General features: G+C 65.9%; 8 protein-coding genes and 3 rRNA genes. 6 read left to right on the forward strand and 5 right to left on the reverse strand.

What is annotated here, in order from left to right; genetic code table 11:
• Positions 1–7: 7 nt before the first annotated feature.
• The 4 genes from GXW83_RS11525 to GXW83_RS11540 form a co-directional block, all read right to left on the reverse strand.
• The gene (locus GXW83_RS11525; RefSeq protein ID WP_225446910.1) at positions 8–1,813 is read right to left on the reverse strand and encodes an ABC transporter ATP-binding protein; all 1,806 of its coding nucleotides are present in this window, start codon (positions 1,811–1,813) and stop codon (positions 8–10) included.
• A gap of 124 nt (positions 1,814–1,937) precedes the next feature.
• Positions 1,938–2,591, reverse strand: coding sequence for a copper chaperone PCu(A)C (locus tag GXW83_RS11530; RefSeq protein ID WP_182442990.1), 654 nt, complete (start codon positions 2,589–2,591; stop codon positions 1,938–1,940).
• A gap of 21 nt (positions 2,592–2,612) precedes the next feature.
• Positions 2,613–3,347, reverse strand: a complete 735-nt coding sequence (locus tag GXW83_RS11535; protein WP_182442991.1) for a hypothetical protein — start codon at positions 3,345–3,347, stop codon at positions 2,613–2,615.
• A 212-nt stretch (positions 3,348–3,559) separates the two neighbouring features.
• Positions 3,560–4,621 carry a cation diffusion facilitator family transporter gene (locus GXW83_RS11540; protein WP_225446911.1) on the reverse strand — a complete coding sequence of 354 codons (1,062 nt, stop codon included), beginning with the start codon at positions 4,619–4,621 and terminating at the stop codon, positions 3,560–3,562.
• 168 nt (positions 4,622–4,789) lie between these two features.
• On the opposite strand from GXW83_RS11540, the gene GXW83_RS11545 reads away from it, so the two are divergent.
• On the forward strand, positions 4,790–5,521 hold the full coding sequence (locus GXW83_RS11545; RefSeq protein ID WP_182442992.1) for a hypothetical protein: 732 nt from the start codon (positions 4,790–4,792) through the stop codon (positions 5,519–5,521).
• A 437-nt stretch (positions 5,522–5,958) separates the two neighbouring features.
• Here GXW83_RS11545 and GXW83_RS11550 read toward each other — a convergent pair whose 3' ends face one another.
• On the reverse strand, positions 5,959–7,293 hold the full coding sequence (locus GXW83_RS11550; RefSeq protein ID WP_182442993.1) for an MFS transporter: 1,335 nt from the start codon (positions 7,291–7,293) through the stop codon (positions 5,959–5,961).
• 181 nt (positions 7,294–7,474) lie between these two features.
• On the opposite strand from GXW83_RS11550, the gene GXW83_RS11555 reads away from it, so the two are divergent.
• The 5 genes from GXW83_RS11555 (at position 7,475) to pgsA (ending at position 15,201) form a co-directional block, all read left to right on the forward strand.
• Entirely contained in the window at positions 7,475–8,764 is a 1,290-nt protein-coding gene (locus tag GXW83_RS11555; protein WP_182442994.1) for an aldolase/citrate lyase family protein, read from the forward strand.
• Between the two features lie 512 nt (positions 8,765–9,276).
• Positions 9,277–10,795 (forward strand): 16S ribosomal RNA (locus tag GXW83_RS11560).
• Positions 10,796–11,108: 313 nt separating this feature from the next.
• A 23S ribosomal RNA gene (locus GXW83_RS11565) occupies positions 11,109–14,231 on the forward strand.
• Positions 14,232–14,319: 88 nt separating this feature from the next.
• A 5S ribosomal RNA gene (gene rrf, locus GXW83_RS11570) occupies positions 14,320–14,436 on the forward strand.
• The 16S, 23S and 5S rRNA genes sit together here, the layout of an rRNA operon.
• 156 nt (positions 14,437–14,592) lie before the next feature.
• Positions 14,593–15,201, forward strand: coding sequence for a CDP-diacylglycerol--glycerol-3-phosphate 3-phosphatidyltransferase (pgsA, locus tag GXW83_RS11575; RefSeq protein ID WP_182442995.1), 609 nt, complete (start codon positions 14,593–14,595; stop codon positions 15,199–15,201).
• The last annotated feature ends 34 nt before the right edge of the window (positions 15,202–15,235 follow it).

The following is a 15,235-nucleotide window of genomic DNA, read 5'->3' on the forward strand; positions in this document are numbered from 1 at the left end:
CCGACAATCACACGTCCGCCATGGCTCCGTCCCGGGAGACCAGCGCGGCGTAGTGCCCGCCCGCGGCGAGCAACTCCTCGTGCGTGCCCAGCTCCACGACCCGCCCGGCATCCAGCACGGCGATCTGGTCGGCGTCGCGGACGGTGGACAGCCGGTGCGCGATGGTCACCGTGGTCCGGCCCTGCGACAGGGTGTCCAGCGCGGTCTGCACCGCCAGCTCGGTCTGGGTGTCCAGCGCGCTCGTCGCCTCGTCCAGGACCAGGACCGGCGGGTCGCGCAGGATGGTCCGGGCGATGGCCAGCCGCTGCTTCTCGCCACCGGAGAAGCGGTAGCCGCGCTCGCCGACGACCGTGTCGTAGCCCTCGGGCAGGGCCGCGATGTGGTCGTGGATCTGCGCCGCCCGGGCGGCCGCGTACAGCTCCTCGTCGGTGGCGTCCGGCTTGGCGAAGCGCAGGTTCTCCGCGACCGAGGCGTGGAACAGGTAGGTCTCCTGGGAGACCACGCCGACCGCGTCGGCCAGCGCCTCGAAGCCCAGGTCGCGGACGTCCATGCCGTCGATGGTGACCCGCCCCTCGGTCGCGTCGTACAGCCGCGGCACCAGGTAGCTGAGGGTGGTCTTGCCGGAGCCGGTCTCGCCGACGATCGCCAGGCTGCTCCCGGCCGGGACGCTCAGGTCGACGTCGGCCAGCGTGGGCCTCGGCTGCGCCGGGTCGTAGCGGAAGCCGACGTGCTCGAAGCGCAGGTCCCCGCGCACCCGCCCGGGCGTCAGCGGGTCCGGGCGCTCGGTGATGTCCGGGACCAGGTCCAGGTACTCGAAGATCCGGGTGAACAGCGCCAGCGACACTTGTACCGACACGCCGACCTGCAGCAACTGCACCGCCGGGCGGAACAGGCTCTGCTGCAGCGTGGTGAAGGCGACCAGGGTGCCGATCGACACCTCGGCGCCGCGGTGCCCGGTGAGCCCGGCCGACCAGTAGATGACGGCGGGCATGGCCGACATGACGATCTGGATGGTGGACTGGCGCCAGCGTCCGGCCATGTCGGCGCGGACCTCCAGATCGGCCAGCCCGTCCGACTCCCGGGCGAAGTCCTCGGTGAGCGCGCGCGAGCGGCCCATGGTGCGGCCGAGCAGGATGCCGCTGACCGACAGCGACTCCTGCATGATCGTGGAGATGGCGGCCAGCTGCTTCTGCCGCTGGGTGGCGATCTTGCGCCGCTCGCTGCCGACCCGGCGGCTGATCCACACGAAGAACGGGAGCAGCAGCAGCGAGACGACGGTCAGCTTCCAGTCCAGCGCGACCATGGCCACGATCGTGGCCACCACCGTGGTCAGGTTGGAGACCAGCGAGGTGGCGGTGCTGGTGACGGTCGACTGCATGCCGCCGATGTCGTTGGCGATCCGCGACTGCACCTCGCCGGTGCGGGTGCGGGTGAAGAACGACAGCGGCATCCGCTGCAGGTGCGCGTAGACGCTGGTGCGCAGGTCGTGCATGACGCGCTGGCCGACGCTGGTGCTGATGTAGGTCTGCAGCACGTTGAAGACCGAGTTGGCCACGGCGACCGCGATCATGCCGAGCGCCAGCAGGCCGAGCAGTCCGGTGCGCCCTTGCGGGATGGCGGTGTCCAGGACGGCCCGCAGCAGGAACGGCGAGGCGACCGAGACCAGCGAGGAGAGGCCGACGAACAGGCCGACGGCGGCGAGCCTGCCCCGGTACGGGCGGAACAGGCGGACGATGCGGCCCAGTTGGGCTGGCGGTACGGGTTCGCCCTTGGTGCGGGGCGGGGGAGTCCAGTTGGGTCCTTGGGGTCTCACGGGCGGCTCCGGGGAGGGTGGGGATCGGTTGGCGGGCATGCCTGACCCGCACAACAGACTCTAGCTCACCTTTATTCCGTCTAATAGTGAGCCAGGCTCCCTATATCCCCTTCCGGTCGCGCGGCTACTGCGGCGGCAGCTTGTCCATGTGCTTCATCGCGTCCATCACGTCCTGGACGGTCAGGCTGCTGGCCGGGCCCTCGGGCGCGAACACGTACACCGTGCCGGAGGCGGCGAAGTTCAGGTTCAGCTGGATGGTGTCCCCGGCCTTGGGCGTCCGGGTGAGCCCCGACAGCAGGACGCTGTAGCCGCCCGGCTTGAGCGTCACGGTGCTGTGGGCCGGGATGGTGATCCACGGCAACGAGGCCGGGGAGGAGCCCTCGGCCAGCGAGATGCTGGTGGCCCACGGGCTGGAGGCGCCCACCAGCCGGTCCGCGGTGCCGCCGTTGTTCTTGATCACCACGTACGCCCGGACCGTGCCGTCGCTGGGCGCGGTCAGATAGGCGTTGACCATGCCGATTTTGGCCGGGGCGGCGGCCGGCGGGGCGGAGGCCGCGGCCGCCGACACCGAGGTGCCCCTGCTCCAGAGCAGCAGCACCACCGCGACCGCGATCAGGATCGGCGCCTGGAGTACCAGCAGCCGCCGCGAGCCGCGCAGGCCGCCGCGCTGCTCGGCGCGGGCCGCCAGATCGGCGGCCTCCTGCTCCAGCGCCTCGAGCTCGGCGTCGGCCTCCTCGTCGGCGCCGGTCGGCTCGTGCGACTGCCGGTCGTCCTCCACGTCGGTCCCCGCCCCGTCGTCCTAGTAGCCCGAGGGCCAGCTGAAGTTCTTGAACGGCACATTGGTGCCGACGTCCAGCTGGATGTTCTTGTACTTGGTGAGGGTGATCGTCTTCGGGTCGCCGGTGAACGTCTTGCCGTCGACGTACACGGTGACCGTGCCCTTGTCCGGGCCGACCTGCGTGGTGCTCAGCGGCTGCTTCCACACGTCGAAGAAGTTGCCGAGCGTGTAGACGTGGTTGTTGGGCGACTCGATGTGGATGATGCCGGTCTCGTCGTGCGTGTGCAGGTAGTAGTACGCGCTGCCGCCGCTGACGAACGGGCTGCCGGACGAGGTGTCCAGGCTGTACGGCGGGATGATGCCGATGCCGTACGGGAGGTTCTTCTGCACGCCGTTGACGTAGATCGTCAGGTGGGCGTGGATGTGGTACGCCAGGTTCTCCATCTCGTTGCTGCCGACCACGCCGTCGACGGTCGCGCCGTCCGACTGGTGCGCGGTGGTGGCGAGCAGCGAGGCGCTCTTGTCGATGGAGGGGTCCGACGCCTGGGCGCTGGCCGCGGCCTTGGCGTGGGCCTTGTTGGTCGAGTTGATCCCGTAGTACGCGGCGGTGCCGGCACCGGCTATGAGGATCACACCGCCGACGACCCAGGCGATCGTCGCGGTCCGCTGGCGTCGGGCCTCGGCCTTCCGCTGGGCGGCGATCTTCTCCTGGGCTATTCGGCGCCGCTCGGTGTTCGACGGCTTCTTCTGTGTCATCGGTCCTCAGTAGCTCCGGCCAGCCTGGATGGCTGTGCATCCCCGCGCCGGTCACGTTAGTAGGTGGGCGCCTAAGCGTCCTGCAAGTGTGCCGGGGTTGGGGAGACCTGATCTTCTGATTTCTACCGTTATGTCCAATATAAGATGATCACAGATTGGTAACGGGACGGCCGCCGCGCCTTCCTGTGCGCCTGCCCAGCGCCGCGCACCGGTTACCGTTCGCCACCGGCCCGGTGGGCGCTCCCGTGCGGGTCCACGCAGTGGGCGTCCGGCTCGGCGCCGAGCTGCAGCAGCTCCGGGGTGGCGTGGTCCACCTGCAGCGTCGTGTGCTGGATGTGATGGTCCGACCGCAGCGACGCCTCCAGCCGGGCCCGCACCGCGTGGCAGTCCAGGTCGTCCCGGACCAGGACGTGCGCGGACAGCGCCGGATAGCCCGAGGTGATCGTCCACACGTGCAGGTCGTGGACCTCCACCACGCCCGGCTCCGCCACCAGCTGCGTGCCGATGGCGTCCGGGTCCAGACCGGCCGGGGCCGCCTCCAGGAAGATCCGCCCGGACTCGCGCACCAGGCCGTACCCGGCGTGGAACATCAGCGCCGCCACGACCAGGGTGGCGATCGCGTCGGCCCGGGTGAAGCCGGTCAGCAGCACCACCAGACCGGCGGCGGCGGTGGCGATGAACGCCCAGGCGTCGTTCAGGATGTGCTGGTACGCGCCCTCGACGTTGAGGCTGCTGCGGTTGGCCCGGGAGATCAGCCAGGCCGCGATCACATTCACCACGATCCCGACCAGGGCCGTCACCAGGACGATCCCGCCCTCCACCGTCGGCGGCGCGAGCAGCCGCCGGATCGCCTCGTAGCTGAAGATCGCCCCCAGTGCGAGCAGGGTGATGCCGTTGGCCTGCGCCGACAGGATCTCCGCCCGCTTCAGCCCGAAGGTCAGCGAGCCGCGCGCCGGACGCGCCGACAGCCGCATCGCCAGCAGCGCCAGCAGCAGCGAGGCGGCGTCGGTGAGCATGTGCCCGGCGTCCGAGATCAGCGCCAGCGAATGGGCCAGGAAGCCCAGGATGACCTCGCCCACCATGTACGCGGCGATCAGCGCGAGCGCCCCCAGCAGGTACCGCCGGTCGGCGTCGGCGGAGACGCCGTGGCTGTGCCCCGCGTGCCCGCCGGAGCCGGAGCCGTGGCTGTGGCCGTGGTCGTCGTGGCCGGGCCCGGTGGAGCTCCCGTGGTCGTGGGCGGCCCCCTCGTGCTCGTGCTCGTGGACCTGGCTCACCAGGCACCTCCTCGTTCGGGGCGGCACGGCCGGGTCGTGCAGCCGCAGGGACGCCTGCCACTGTACCCGAATACATGAAGAATCCTTCATATGTCCGGACACGGAGGTATCGGGCGATCTTCGAAAACCCTTCGAACGCGGGGGAGCGGCGCTGCTAGGGTCCGTCCCGTGGCGAAACTGAACCAGATCATCGCGGTCGAGAAGGGCGTCAAGGCCAAGGCGCAGCAGGAGCTGACCAGCGCGCACCAGGACGTCCAGAAGCCTGCGCTGCTCAGCGGCATCTCCCGGACCTACCAGCCGAAGGACGAGGAGGGCGAGCAGCTGCCGCCCGAGTCCACCCGGGTGCAGCTCAAGGCCGAGGACGTACTGCGCGACACGGCGAAGGCGCTCACCCGGCTGTTCGACGTGACCGCCACCAAGGACTGGGCCAACTGCGTCGCCCGCGCCGACGTGACCGTCGAGGGGCGGGTGCTGCTGCGCGACGTGCCGGTGTCCTACCTGCTCTTCCTGGAGAAGCAGCTGGTCGACCTGTACACCTTCGTCCGCAAGCTGCCGGTGCTCGACGGCGCCGAGTCGTGGACGCAGGACCCCTCCACGGACTGGTGGAAGACCGAGACGGTCCGCACCATCCGCACCAGGAAGGTGCCCCGCAACCACGTCAAGGCCGAGGCCACGGACAAGCACCCGGCCCAGGTCGAGGTCTACTACGAGGACGTCCCGGTCGGCTACTGGACGACCGTGAAGTTCTCCGGAGCGCTCCCCGCCCGCCGCGTGAACGAGCTCGCCGAGCGGGTCGAGAAGCTCCAACAGGCCGTCAAATACGCACGCGAGGAGGCCAACGGAGCCGAGGTCCAGGACGAACGCGTCGGTGACGCCGTCTTCGGCTACCTCTTCGGATAGTGTCATAGGATCCCGTCGCCCTTGTGCGACGGGTGCGCGAGGAGCGCAAGCTGAAACTGAGGCTTGTCGTGACGAACGCGGGACAGTGGAGGTTCGACTCCTCCCCCGGGCACTCCGCGCCCGGGTAGCCCAAGCAGGCAGAGGCACCCGCGATCAATCTCAGACTCTTGCTCCAGCTTCAGCATTCGCCGCCGATCGCCGGATCGATCGGGCGCGGGCCCGGTCGTCGGATGCTGGTTCAAATCCAGCCCGTTGCGCTTTCAACTCACCTTCATGCAACGGTAGTTCAATGGCAGAACACGGCGTCGTCAAACTGATCCGCACCCTTTAAACGTGCCGGCGTGCCCAGTATGGGCGGCACCTCTGGGCTCGGGAACTGGCTACGTTCCCGGGCCCGCTCCTTTGTCCCGCTCCTCTGTCCGTCCCGGGCTTTGACCTCAGGCCGTCGCGTCGGCCACGCCCACCGGCTCCGGCTCGGCCACCGGCTCCGCGCGGCGGGCCCGCAGCCGGCGCACGTCCGGGACGGAGACCATCGCCGCCGTCCCGGCCACGATCACCCCGGCCGCGCCGAACAGCGTCGCCCGGCTGCCCAGCGCCTGCGTCAGCGGACCGGTCGCCACCTGTGCCACCGGAATGGCGACGAACGACCCCAGCATGTCGTACGAGTAGACCCGCGCCAGCTTCGCCTGCGGGATCTCCTGCTGCAGCGAGGTCTCCCAGGCCACGCCGAACTGCTCGGCGCACAGACCGCCCACGAAACCCGCCAGCGCCAGCGCGTACACCGGCACCTGGAAGCCCAGCCCCAACGGCGTCAACGCCGACCCCGCCATGCAGGCCACCCCGACCAGCAGCAGCCGCCGCGGCCGGATGCGCAGCGCGAGCAGCCCGCCGACGACCATGCCCGCCGTCTGCGAGGCCAGCACGAAACCCCAACCGGCACTGCCGAAAGTGCGCACGGCAACGCTCGGCCCCAGGATCTGCACCGCCCCGGCATAGGCGGCGTTGATGAAACCGAAGGCCCCCACGATCATCCAGACCCAGGTACGGGAGGCGAACTCGGTCCAGCCGTCCCGGAGTTCGCTGACCAGCCCGGGCCGCTTCACCACTGCGGCGGCAGGCCCGTCCGCACCGGCCGCACCGGCCGCCGGGATCCGCACCCGCAGGAAGAACAGCGCCGAGACGGCGAAACTGGTGGCGTCCACCGCCAGACCCCACCCCGGGCCCACCGCCGCGACCAGGATGCCGCCCAGCGAAGCGCCCAGGATCTGCGAGGAGTTGGCCGCCATCCGGTTCAGCGCATTGGCGGACTGCCGGAGCTCGGCAGGCACGGTCTGCGGTACCAGCGCCGAGGAGGCGGGCAGCGCGAGCGCGGCGAACACCCCGTTCGCCGCGGAGAGCGCCATCAGCAGCGGCATCGTCGCGTGGTGGGTGAGCACCAGCGTGGCCACCGCGGCCTGCGTGGCCGCACTCATCAGGCCTGAGCCGACCAGCACCAGGTGGCGCGGCAACCGGTCCGCCAGCACCCCGCCGAAGAGCAGGAACAGCACGTTGAACAGCGAACGCGAACCGACGACCAGTCCCAGATCGCTGACCGAGCGGGTGAGGCCGAGCACCGCGAAGGCCAGCGCCATCGGGGCGACCCCGTTGCCGATCAGGCTGATGCCGCGCCCCGCCGCCAGCGCCCGGAACGCCGGGTGCCGCAGCGGCGCCAGCGCGGACCGCCCAGCCGATTCGGAGGGGGAGGACGGCGGCGGCGACGGCTGTGGGGACATGGACGGGACTCTGACCCGGCGAGCCCGGCCCGTCAACGGAATATTTCGCAACGGAATATTTCGATCACATCGGCCCGAGGGCGTCCACGCACGCCCCGTGGACGCCCGTTGACGCGACGCGGGGGCCCGGATACCTTCGCCTCAACAAACTGTTGAAGACGGACGGGGAAAGGGGCACGTGATGGCGCGCCAGGACGACTCGGGCACCACATTCACGCGAACCGTGCGCGACGACGTGGAGAGCGCCCTCGCCGAGGTCGACGACGAACTCCGGCGCCGCTACCCGGGCGAGCCCGCCACCCGCCAGCCCGTGCACACCGTCTACGTCCCCGCCGACGCGCTCGACGGCACCACCGTCGCGGACCTGGTCCGCGACTGGGGCAGCCAGGCCACCCGCCTGCTCGACCGGCACGCGCCGGACGCCGCCTCGCTCGCCGCCGTCCTCGGCCGCCCGGCGGACGCCCTCGCCGCCGAGGTCTACAGCCGGGTCCGGGCAAAGCTCGACCGCGAACCCGTCGAGGACCTGCGCATCGACTTCGAGGACGGCTACGGCAACCGCCCCGACGCGGAGGAGGACGCCGCCGCCGTCCGGGCCGCTCGCCTGGTCGCCGCCGCCGTCGCCGAAGGCACCGCACCCCCGTACTTGGGGATTCGGATGAAGTGCATGGAATCCGCCGTCCGCGCCCGAGGCATCCGCACCCTCGACCTCTTCCTCACCGAACTGCTGGACGCCGGCGCCGGCCGCCTGCCCGAGGGGCTGGTCCTGACCCTGCCGAAGGTCACCTATCCGCAGCAGGTCGGCGCCATGGTCCGGCTCGTCGAGGACTTCGAGCGCGCCGCCGGGCTCCCGGCCGGACGCATCGGCTTCGAGATCCAGATCGAGACCACCCAGGCCATCCTCGGCGCCGACGGCCGCGCCACCGTCGCCCGCATGATCGACGCCGCCGAGGGCCGCGCCACCGGACTGCACTACGGCACCTTCGACTACAGCGCCTCCTGCGGCGTCGGCGCGGCCTACCAGAGCATGGAGCACCCGGTCGCCGACCACGCCAAGGCCGTCATGCAGGTCGCCGCCGCCGGCACCGGCGTCCGGCTCTCCGACGGCTCCACCAACGTCATCCCCGTCGGCTCGGCCGCCCAGGTCCACGACGCCTGGCGGCTGCACCACCGACTGGTCCGCCGCTCGCTGGAGCGCGCCTACTACCAGGGCTGGGACATGCACCCCGGCCACCTGCCCACCCGCTACGCGGCCGTCTACTCCTTCTACCGCGAGGGCCTGGACCAGGCCGCCGCCCGCCTGCACGCCTATGTCACCCGCACCGGCGGCGACGTCATGGACGAGCCCGCCACCGCCAAGGCCCTCAGCTCCTACCTGCTGCGCGGCCTGGACTGCGGCGCCGTCGACGCCACCGAGGTGGAGAAGGCCACCGGCCTGGACCGCCCCCGGCTGGACGCCCTCGCCGGACGCTGACCGCGAGCGCTGCCCCAGGGGTCGGAGCCGGTTTGACACTGCTGGTCGGCATGCGTAGTGTTCTCCGGGTTGCCCTGCGTGCCTGCGCACGACGGAGGCGGCCAATCCCCAGATCAGACCCCGTACGGCCGATTTTGTCGTGCGCTTTTCCGGGAATTGAGAGTGTGTGCGAGTGGGGCGGGGAATTCGCGTCGGTGACGTGATTCCGCTAGAGTTTCACTCGTCGGAACGGGCCGCGAAAACGGTCTGGTAGGCTTCACAACGAAGAACGAAGTGCCCGGAGAGACCGGTGAAAGGGTCTTGAAGGAAGCGTCCGTTCCTTGAGAACTCAACAGCGTGCCAAAAGTCAACGCCAGATATGTTGATACCCCGTCCGTTTTTGGACGTGGTTCCTTTGATGCACAAAACACTAGCGAGGACGCAGTGCACGAGGTCGGCTGTTCCGCTGACTGTCGTGCCGCTCTTTCGCGGGTGGTGGCCCGCGCTTTTAATTAAGCACAGTCGGGAAATCATTCACGGAGAGTTTGATCCTGGCTCAGGACGAACGCTGGCGGCGTGCTTAACACATGCAAGTCGAACGGTGAAGCCCTTCGGGGTGGATCAGTGGCGAACGGGTGAGTAACACGTGGGCAACCTGCCCCAGATTCTGGGACAACACCGGGAAACCGGTGCTAATACCGGATACGACGCATCTCCGCATGGGGTGTGCGTGGAAAGCTCCGGCGATCTGGGATGGGCCCGCGGCCTATCAGCTTGTTGGTGGGGTGATGGCCTACCAAGGCGACGACGGGTAGCCGGCCTGAGAGGGCGACCGGCCACACTGGGACTGAGACACGGCCCAGACTCCTACGGGAGGCAGCAGTGGGGAATATTGCACAATGGGCGAAAGCCTGATGCAGCGACGCCGCGTGAGGGATGACGGCCTTCGGGTTGTAAACCTCTTTCAGCAGGGAAGAAGCGCAAGTGACGGTACCTGCAGAAGAAGCACCGGCTAACTACGTGCCAGCAGCCGCGGTAATACGTAGGGTGCGAGCGTTGTCCGGAATTATTGGGCGTAAAGAGCTCGTAGGCGGCTTGTCGCGTCGGATGTGAAAGCCCGGGGCTTAACTCCGGGTCTGCATTCGATACGGGCAGGCTAGAGTGTGGTAGGGGAGATCGGAATTCCTGGTGTAGCGGTGAAATGCGCAGATATCAGGAGGAACACCGGTGGCGAAGGCGGATCTCTGGGCCATTACTGACGCTGAGGAGCGAAAGCGTGGGGAGCGAACAGGATTAGATACCCTGGTAGTCCACGCCGTAAACGTTGGGAACTAGGTGTGGGTCACATTCCACGTGGTCCGCGCCGCAGCTAACGCATTAAGTTCCCCGCCTGGGGAGTACGGCCGCAAGGCTAAAACTCAAAGGAATTGACGGGGGCCCGCACAAGCAGCGGAGCATGTGGCTTAATTCGACGCAACGCGAAGAACCTTACCAAGGCTTGACATATACCGGAAACGGCCAGAGATGGTCGCCCCCTTGTGGTCGGTATACAGGTGGTGCATGGTTGTCGTCAGCTCGTGTCGTGAGATGTTGGGTTAAGTCCCGCAACGAGCGCAACCCTCGTTCTGTGTTGCCAGCGGGTTATGCCGGGGACTCACAGGAGACTGCCGGGGTCAACTCGGAGGAAGGTGGGGACGACGTCAAATCATCATGCCCCTTATGTCTTGGGCTGCACACGTGCTACAATGGCCGGTACAATGAGCTGCGATACCGCGAGGTGGAGCGAATCTCAAAAAGCCGGTCTCAGTTCGGATTGGGGTCTGCAACTCGACCCCATGAAGTCGGAGTTGCTAGTAATCGCAGATCAGCATTGCTGCGGTGAATACGTTCCCGGGCCTTGTACACACCGCCCGTCACGTCACGAAAGTCGGTAACACCCGAAGCCGGTGGCCTAACCCGCAAGGGAAGGAGCTGTCGAAGGTGGGACCAGCGATTGGGACGAAGTCGTAACAAGGTAGCCGTACCGGAAGGTGCGGCTGGATCACCTCCTTTCTAAGGAGCACTTCTTACCGCCTCTCGGCGGTCAGAGGGCCATATCGTCAGCGCATGTCTGACGGTGGTTCGCTCATGGGTGGAACGTTGACTATTCGGCACGATCGGCTTGTCGCCGCTAGTACTGCATCTTTCGGGGTGTGTGGAACGCGGGGTCGGGTGGATCGGGTCGGGCACGTTGTTGGGTCCTGAGGGCACGGCCGCAAGGCTGGTCTTCAGCGCCGGCCCCAGTGAACTCTGTGAGCGTGTGCTCGTGGGGGTGATGGGTGGCTGGTCGTTGTTTGAGAACTGCACAGTGGACGCGAGCATCTGTGGCCAAGTTTTTAAGGGCGCACGGTGGATGCCTTGGCACTAGGAACCGATGAAGGACGTGGGAGGCCACGATAGGCCCCGGGGAGCTGTCAACCGAGCTTTGATCCGGGGGTGTCCGAATGGGGAAACCCGGCAGTCGTCATGGGCTGTCACCCGCTGCTGAACACATAGGCAGTGTGGAGGGAACGCGGGGAAGTGAAACATCTCAGTACCCGCAGGAAGAGAAAACAACCGTGATTCCGAGAGTAGTGGCGAGCGAAATCGGATGAGGCTAAACCGTTGTGGTGTGAGACCCGGCAGGGGTTGCCACTTCGGGGTCGTGGGAGAATTCTTGATCGGTCTGCCGGCTGGTCGGAGAGTCAGAAACCGTATGGGTAGTCGAAGGACATGCGAAAGGTCCGGCGTAGAGGGTAAGACCCCCGTAGACGAAACCTGTGCGGCTCTCTTGAGTTTTTCCCAAGTAGCACGGATCCCGTGAAACTCCGTGTGAATCTGGCGGGACCACCCGCTAAGCCTAAATATTCCCTAGTGACCGATAGCGGACAGTACCGTGAGGGAATGGTGAAAAGTACCGCGGGAGCGGAGTGAAATAGTACCTGAAACCGTGTGCCTACAAGCCGTGGGAGCGTCGCCAGCGTTTTCGGACGACTGGTCGTGACTGCGTGCCTTTTGAAGAATGAGCCTGCGAGTTTGCGGTGTGTTGCGAGGTTAACCCGTGTGGGGTAGCCGTAGCGAAAGCGAGTCCGAATAGGGCGACATAGTAGCGCGCCCAAGACCCGAAGCGGAGTGATCTAGCCATGGGCAGGTTGAAGCGCGGGTAAGACCGTGTGGAGGACCGAACCCACCAGGGTTGAAAACCTGGGGGATGACCTGTGGTTAGGGGTGAAAGGCCAATCAAACTCCGTGATAGCTGGTTCTCCCCGAAATGCATTTAGGTGCAGCGTCGTGTGTTTCTTGCCGGAGGTAGAGCACTGGATAGGCGATGGGCCCCACCGGGTTACTGACCTTAGCCAAACTCCGAATGCCGGTAAGTGAGAGCGCGGCAGTGAGACTGTGGGGGATAAGCTCCATGGTCGAGAGGGAAACAGCCCAGAACACCGGCTAAGGCCCCTAAGCGTGTGCTAAGTGGGAAAGGATGTGGAGTCGCAGAGACAACCAGGAGGTTGGCTTAGAAGCAGCCACCCTTTAAAGAGTGCGTAATAGCTCACTGGTCAAGTGATTCCGCGCCGACAATGTAGCGGGGCTCAAGTACACCGCCGAAGCCGTGTCATTGCAGTATTAACCCCTAACGGGGGCTGTGATGGGTAGGGGAGCGTCGTGTGCCGGGTGAAGCGGCGGCGGAAGCCAGTCGTGGACGGTATACGAGTGAGAATGCAGGCATGAGTAGCGATACAAGAGTGGGAAACTCTTGCGCCGATTGACCAAGGGTTCCTGGGTCAAGCTGATCTGCCCAGGGTAAGTCGGGACCTAAGGCGAGGCCGACAGGCGTAGTCGATGGACAACGGGTTGATATTCCCGTACCCGCTTTGAAGCGCCAACGTCGAACCCGGTAATGCTAAGCCCGTGAAGCCGTCCCGGAGTCTTCGGACAAGGGGAAGTGGTGGAGCCGGTGAACCGAGCTGGTAGTAGGTGAGCGATGGGGTGACGCAGGAAGGTAGTCCAGCCCGGGCGGTGGTTGTCCCGGGGTAAGGGTGTAGGACGAATGGTAGGCAAATCCGCCGTTCACATAGTCTGAGACCTGATGCCGAGCCGATTGTGGTGAAGTGGATGATCCTATGCTGTCGAGAAAAGCCTCTAGCGAGTTTCATGGCGGCCCGTACCCCAAACCGACTCAGGTGGTCAGGTAGAGAATACCGAGGCGTTCGGGTGAACTATGGTTAAGGAACTCGGCAAAATGCCCCCGTAACTTCGGGAGAAGGGGGGCCGGTTGTGGTGATGGCACGTGCTGCCTGAGCTGTGGCCGGCCGCAGAGACCAGCGAGAAGCGACTGTTTACTAAAAACACAGGTCCGTGCGAAGCCGTAAGGCGATGTATACGGACTGACGCCTGCCCGGTGCTGGAACGTTAAGGGGACCGGTTAGCTGCGCTTCGGTGTGGCGAGGCTGAGAACTTAAGCGCCAGTAAACGGCGGTGGTAACTATAACCATCCTAAGGTAGCGAAATTCCTTGTCGGGTAAGTTCCGACCTGCACGAATGGCGTAACGACTTCTCGACTGTCTCAACCATAGGCCCGGTGAAATTGCATTACGAGTAAAGATGCTCGTTTCGCGCAGCAGGACGGAAAGACCCCGGGACCTTTACTATAGCTTGATATTGGTGTTCGGTTCGGCTTGTGTAGGATAGGTGGGAGACTGTGAAGCGGCCACGCCAGTGGTTGTGGAGTCGTCGTTGAAATACCACTCTGGTCGTGCTGGATGTCTAACCTGGGTCCGTGATCCGGATCAGGGACAGTGTCTGGTGGGTAGTTTAACTGGGGCGGTTGCCTCCTAAAATGTAACGGAGGCGCCCAAAGGTTCCCTCAGCCTGGTTGGCAATCAGGTGTTGAGTGTAAGTGCACAAGGGAGCTTGACTGTGAGACCGACGGGTCGAGCAGGTGCGAAAGCAGGGACTAGTGATCCGGCGGTGGCTTGTGGAAGCGCCGTCGCTCAACGGATAAAAGGTACCCCGGGGATAACAGGCTGATCTTCCCCAAGAGTCCATATCGACGGGATGGTTTGGCACCTCGATGTCGGCTCGTCGCATCCTGGGGCTGGAGTAGGTCCCAAGGGTTGGGCTGTTCGCCCATTAAAGCGGTACGCGAGCTGGGTTTAGAACGTCGTGAGACAGTTCGGTCCCTATCCGCTGCGCGCGCAGGAGTCTTGAGAAGGGCTGTCCCTAGTACGAGAGGACCGGGACGGACGAACCTCTGGTGTGCCAGTTGTCCTGCCAAGGGCATGGCTGGTTGGCTACGTTCGGGAGGGATAACCGCTGAAAGCATCTAAGCGGGAAGCCTGCTTCGAGATGAGGACTCCCACCACCATCGAGTGGGTAAGGCTCCCAGTAGACGACTGGGTTGATAGGCCGGGTGTGGAAGCCCTGTGAGGGGTGGAGCTGACCGGTACTAATAGGCCGAGGGCTTGTCCATAGTTGCTACGCGTCCACTGTGTTGTTCTGAAGCAACGACCCCTCCCCGGGAGCGTCATGCCGGGGAGTGCGGGTCAACTTCATAGTGTTTCGGTGGTCATAGCGTGAGGGAAACGCCCGGTTACATTCCGAACCCGGAAGCTAAGCCTCATAGCGCCGATGGTACTGCAAGGGGGACCTTGTGGGAGAGTAGGACACCGCCGAACAACCTTTCGTGAAAGGCCCTCTGACCTCGAGTCGGAGGGCCTTTCCGCATTCCCGGACCCTCACGGGCACCCGTGCTCCGAGCCACCCGGTGTGAGCAGCTGACCTGGGACGGTAGGGTCGCCGTACACCGTTTGCAGCTTTCAGGAGGCCCCCGGGTGGAGGTACAGGAGACACGCGTCCAGACCGACCGTGTCCTCACCATCCCCAACGTGCTCAGCGTGGCACGTCTCGTCGGCGTCCCCGTGTTTCTCTGGCTGGTGCTGTGGCCCGAGTTCAACGGTCCCAAGAACGACGGCTGGGCCATCGCCATCCTCATGGCGAGCGGGGTGAGCGACTATCTGGACGGCAAGCTCGCCCGCCGGTGGGGCCAGATCAGCCGTTTGGGTCAACTGCTGGATCCGCTTGCCGACCGGTTGTTCGTGCTGTCCACCATTGTGGGTCTGACCTGGCGCGAGATCATGCCGTGGTGGCTCACCGTGGTGCTGCTGGGCCGCGAGGTCTTCATCGCTGCGCTGCTGCCGATCCTGCGGCGCCACGGCTACGGACCGCCCCAGGTGAACTTCCTGGGCAAGGCCGCCACCTTCAACCTCATGTACGCGTTTCCCTTGCTCCTGCTGACCACCGCGCATGGATGGCTCGGAACTGTGGCATTCATCATCGGATGGGCGTTCGTTTGGTGGGGTACAGCGCTCTACTGGTGGGCAGGGATCCTGTACGCAGTCCAGACCCGCCAGCTTGTCCGGGCGGGGGCTGCGGTCGACTGAGAGACTGAGGTAGCTACTGATGTAGCTACCGCCT

Source organism: Streptacidiphilus sp. PB12-B1b, from assembly GCF_014084125.1.
Lineage (GTDB): Bacteria > Actinomycetota > Actinomycetes > Streptomycetales > Streptomycetaceae > Streptacidiphilus.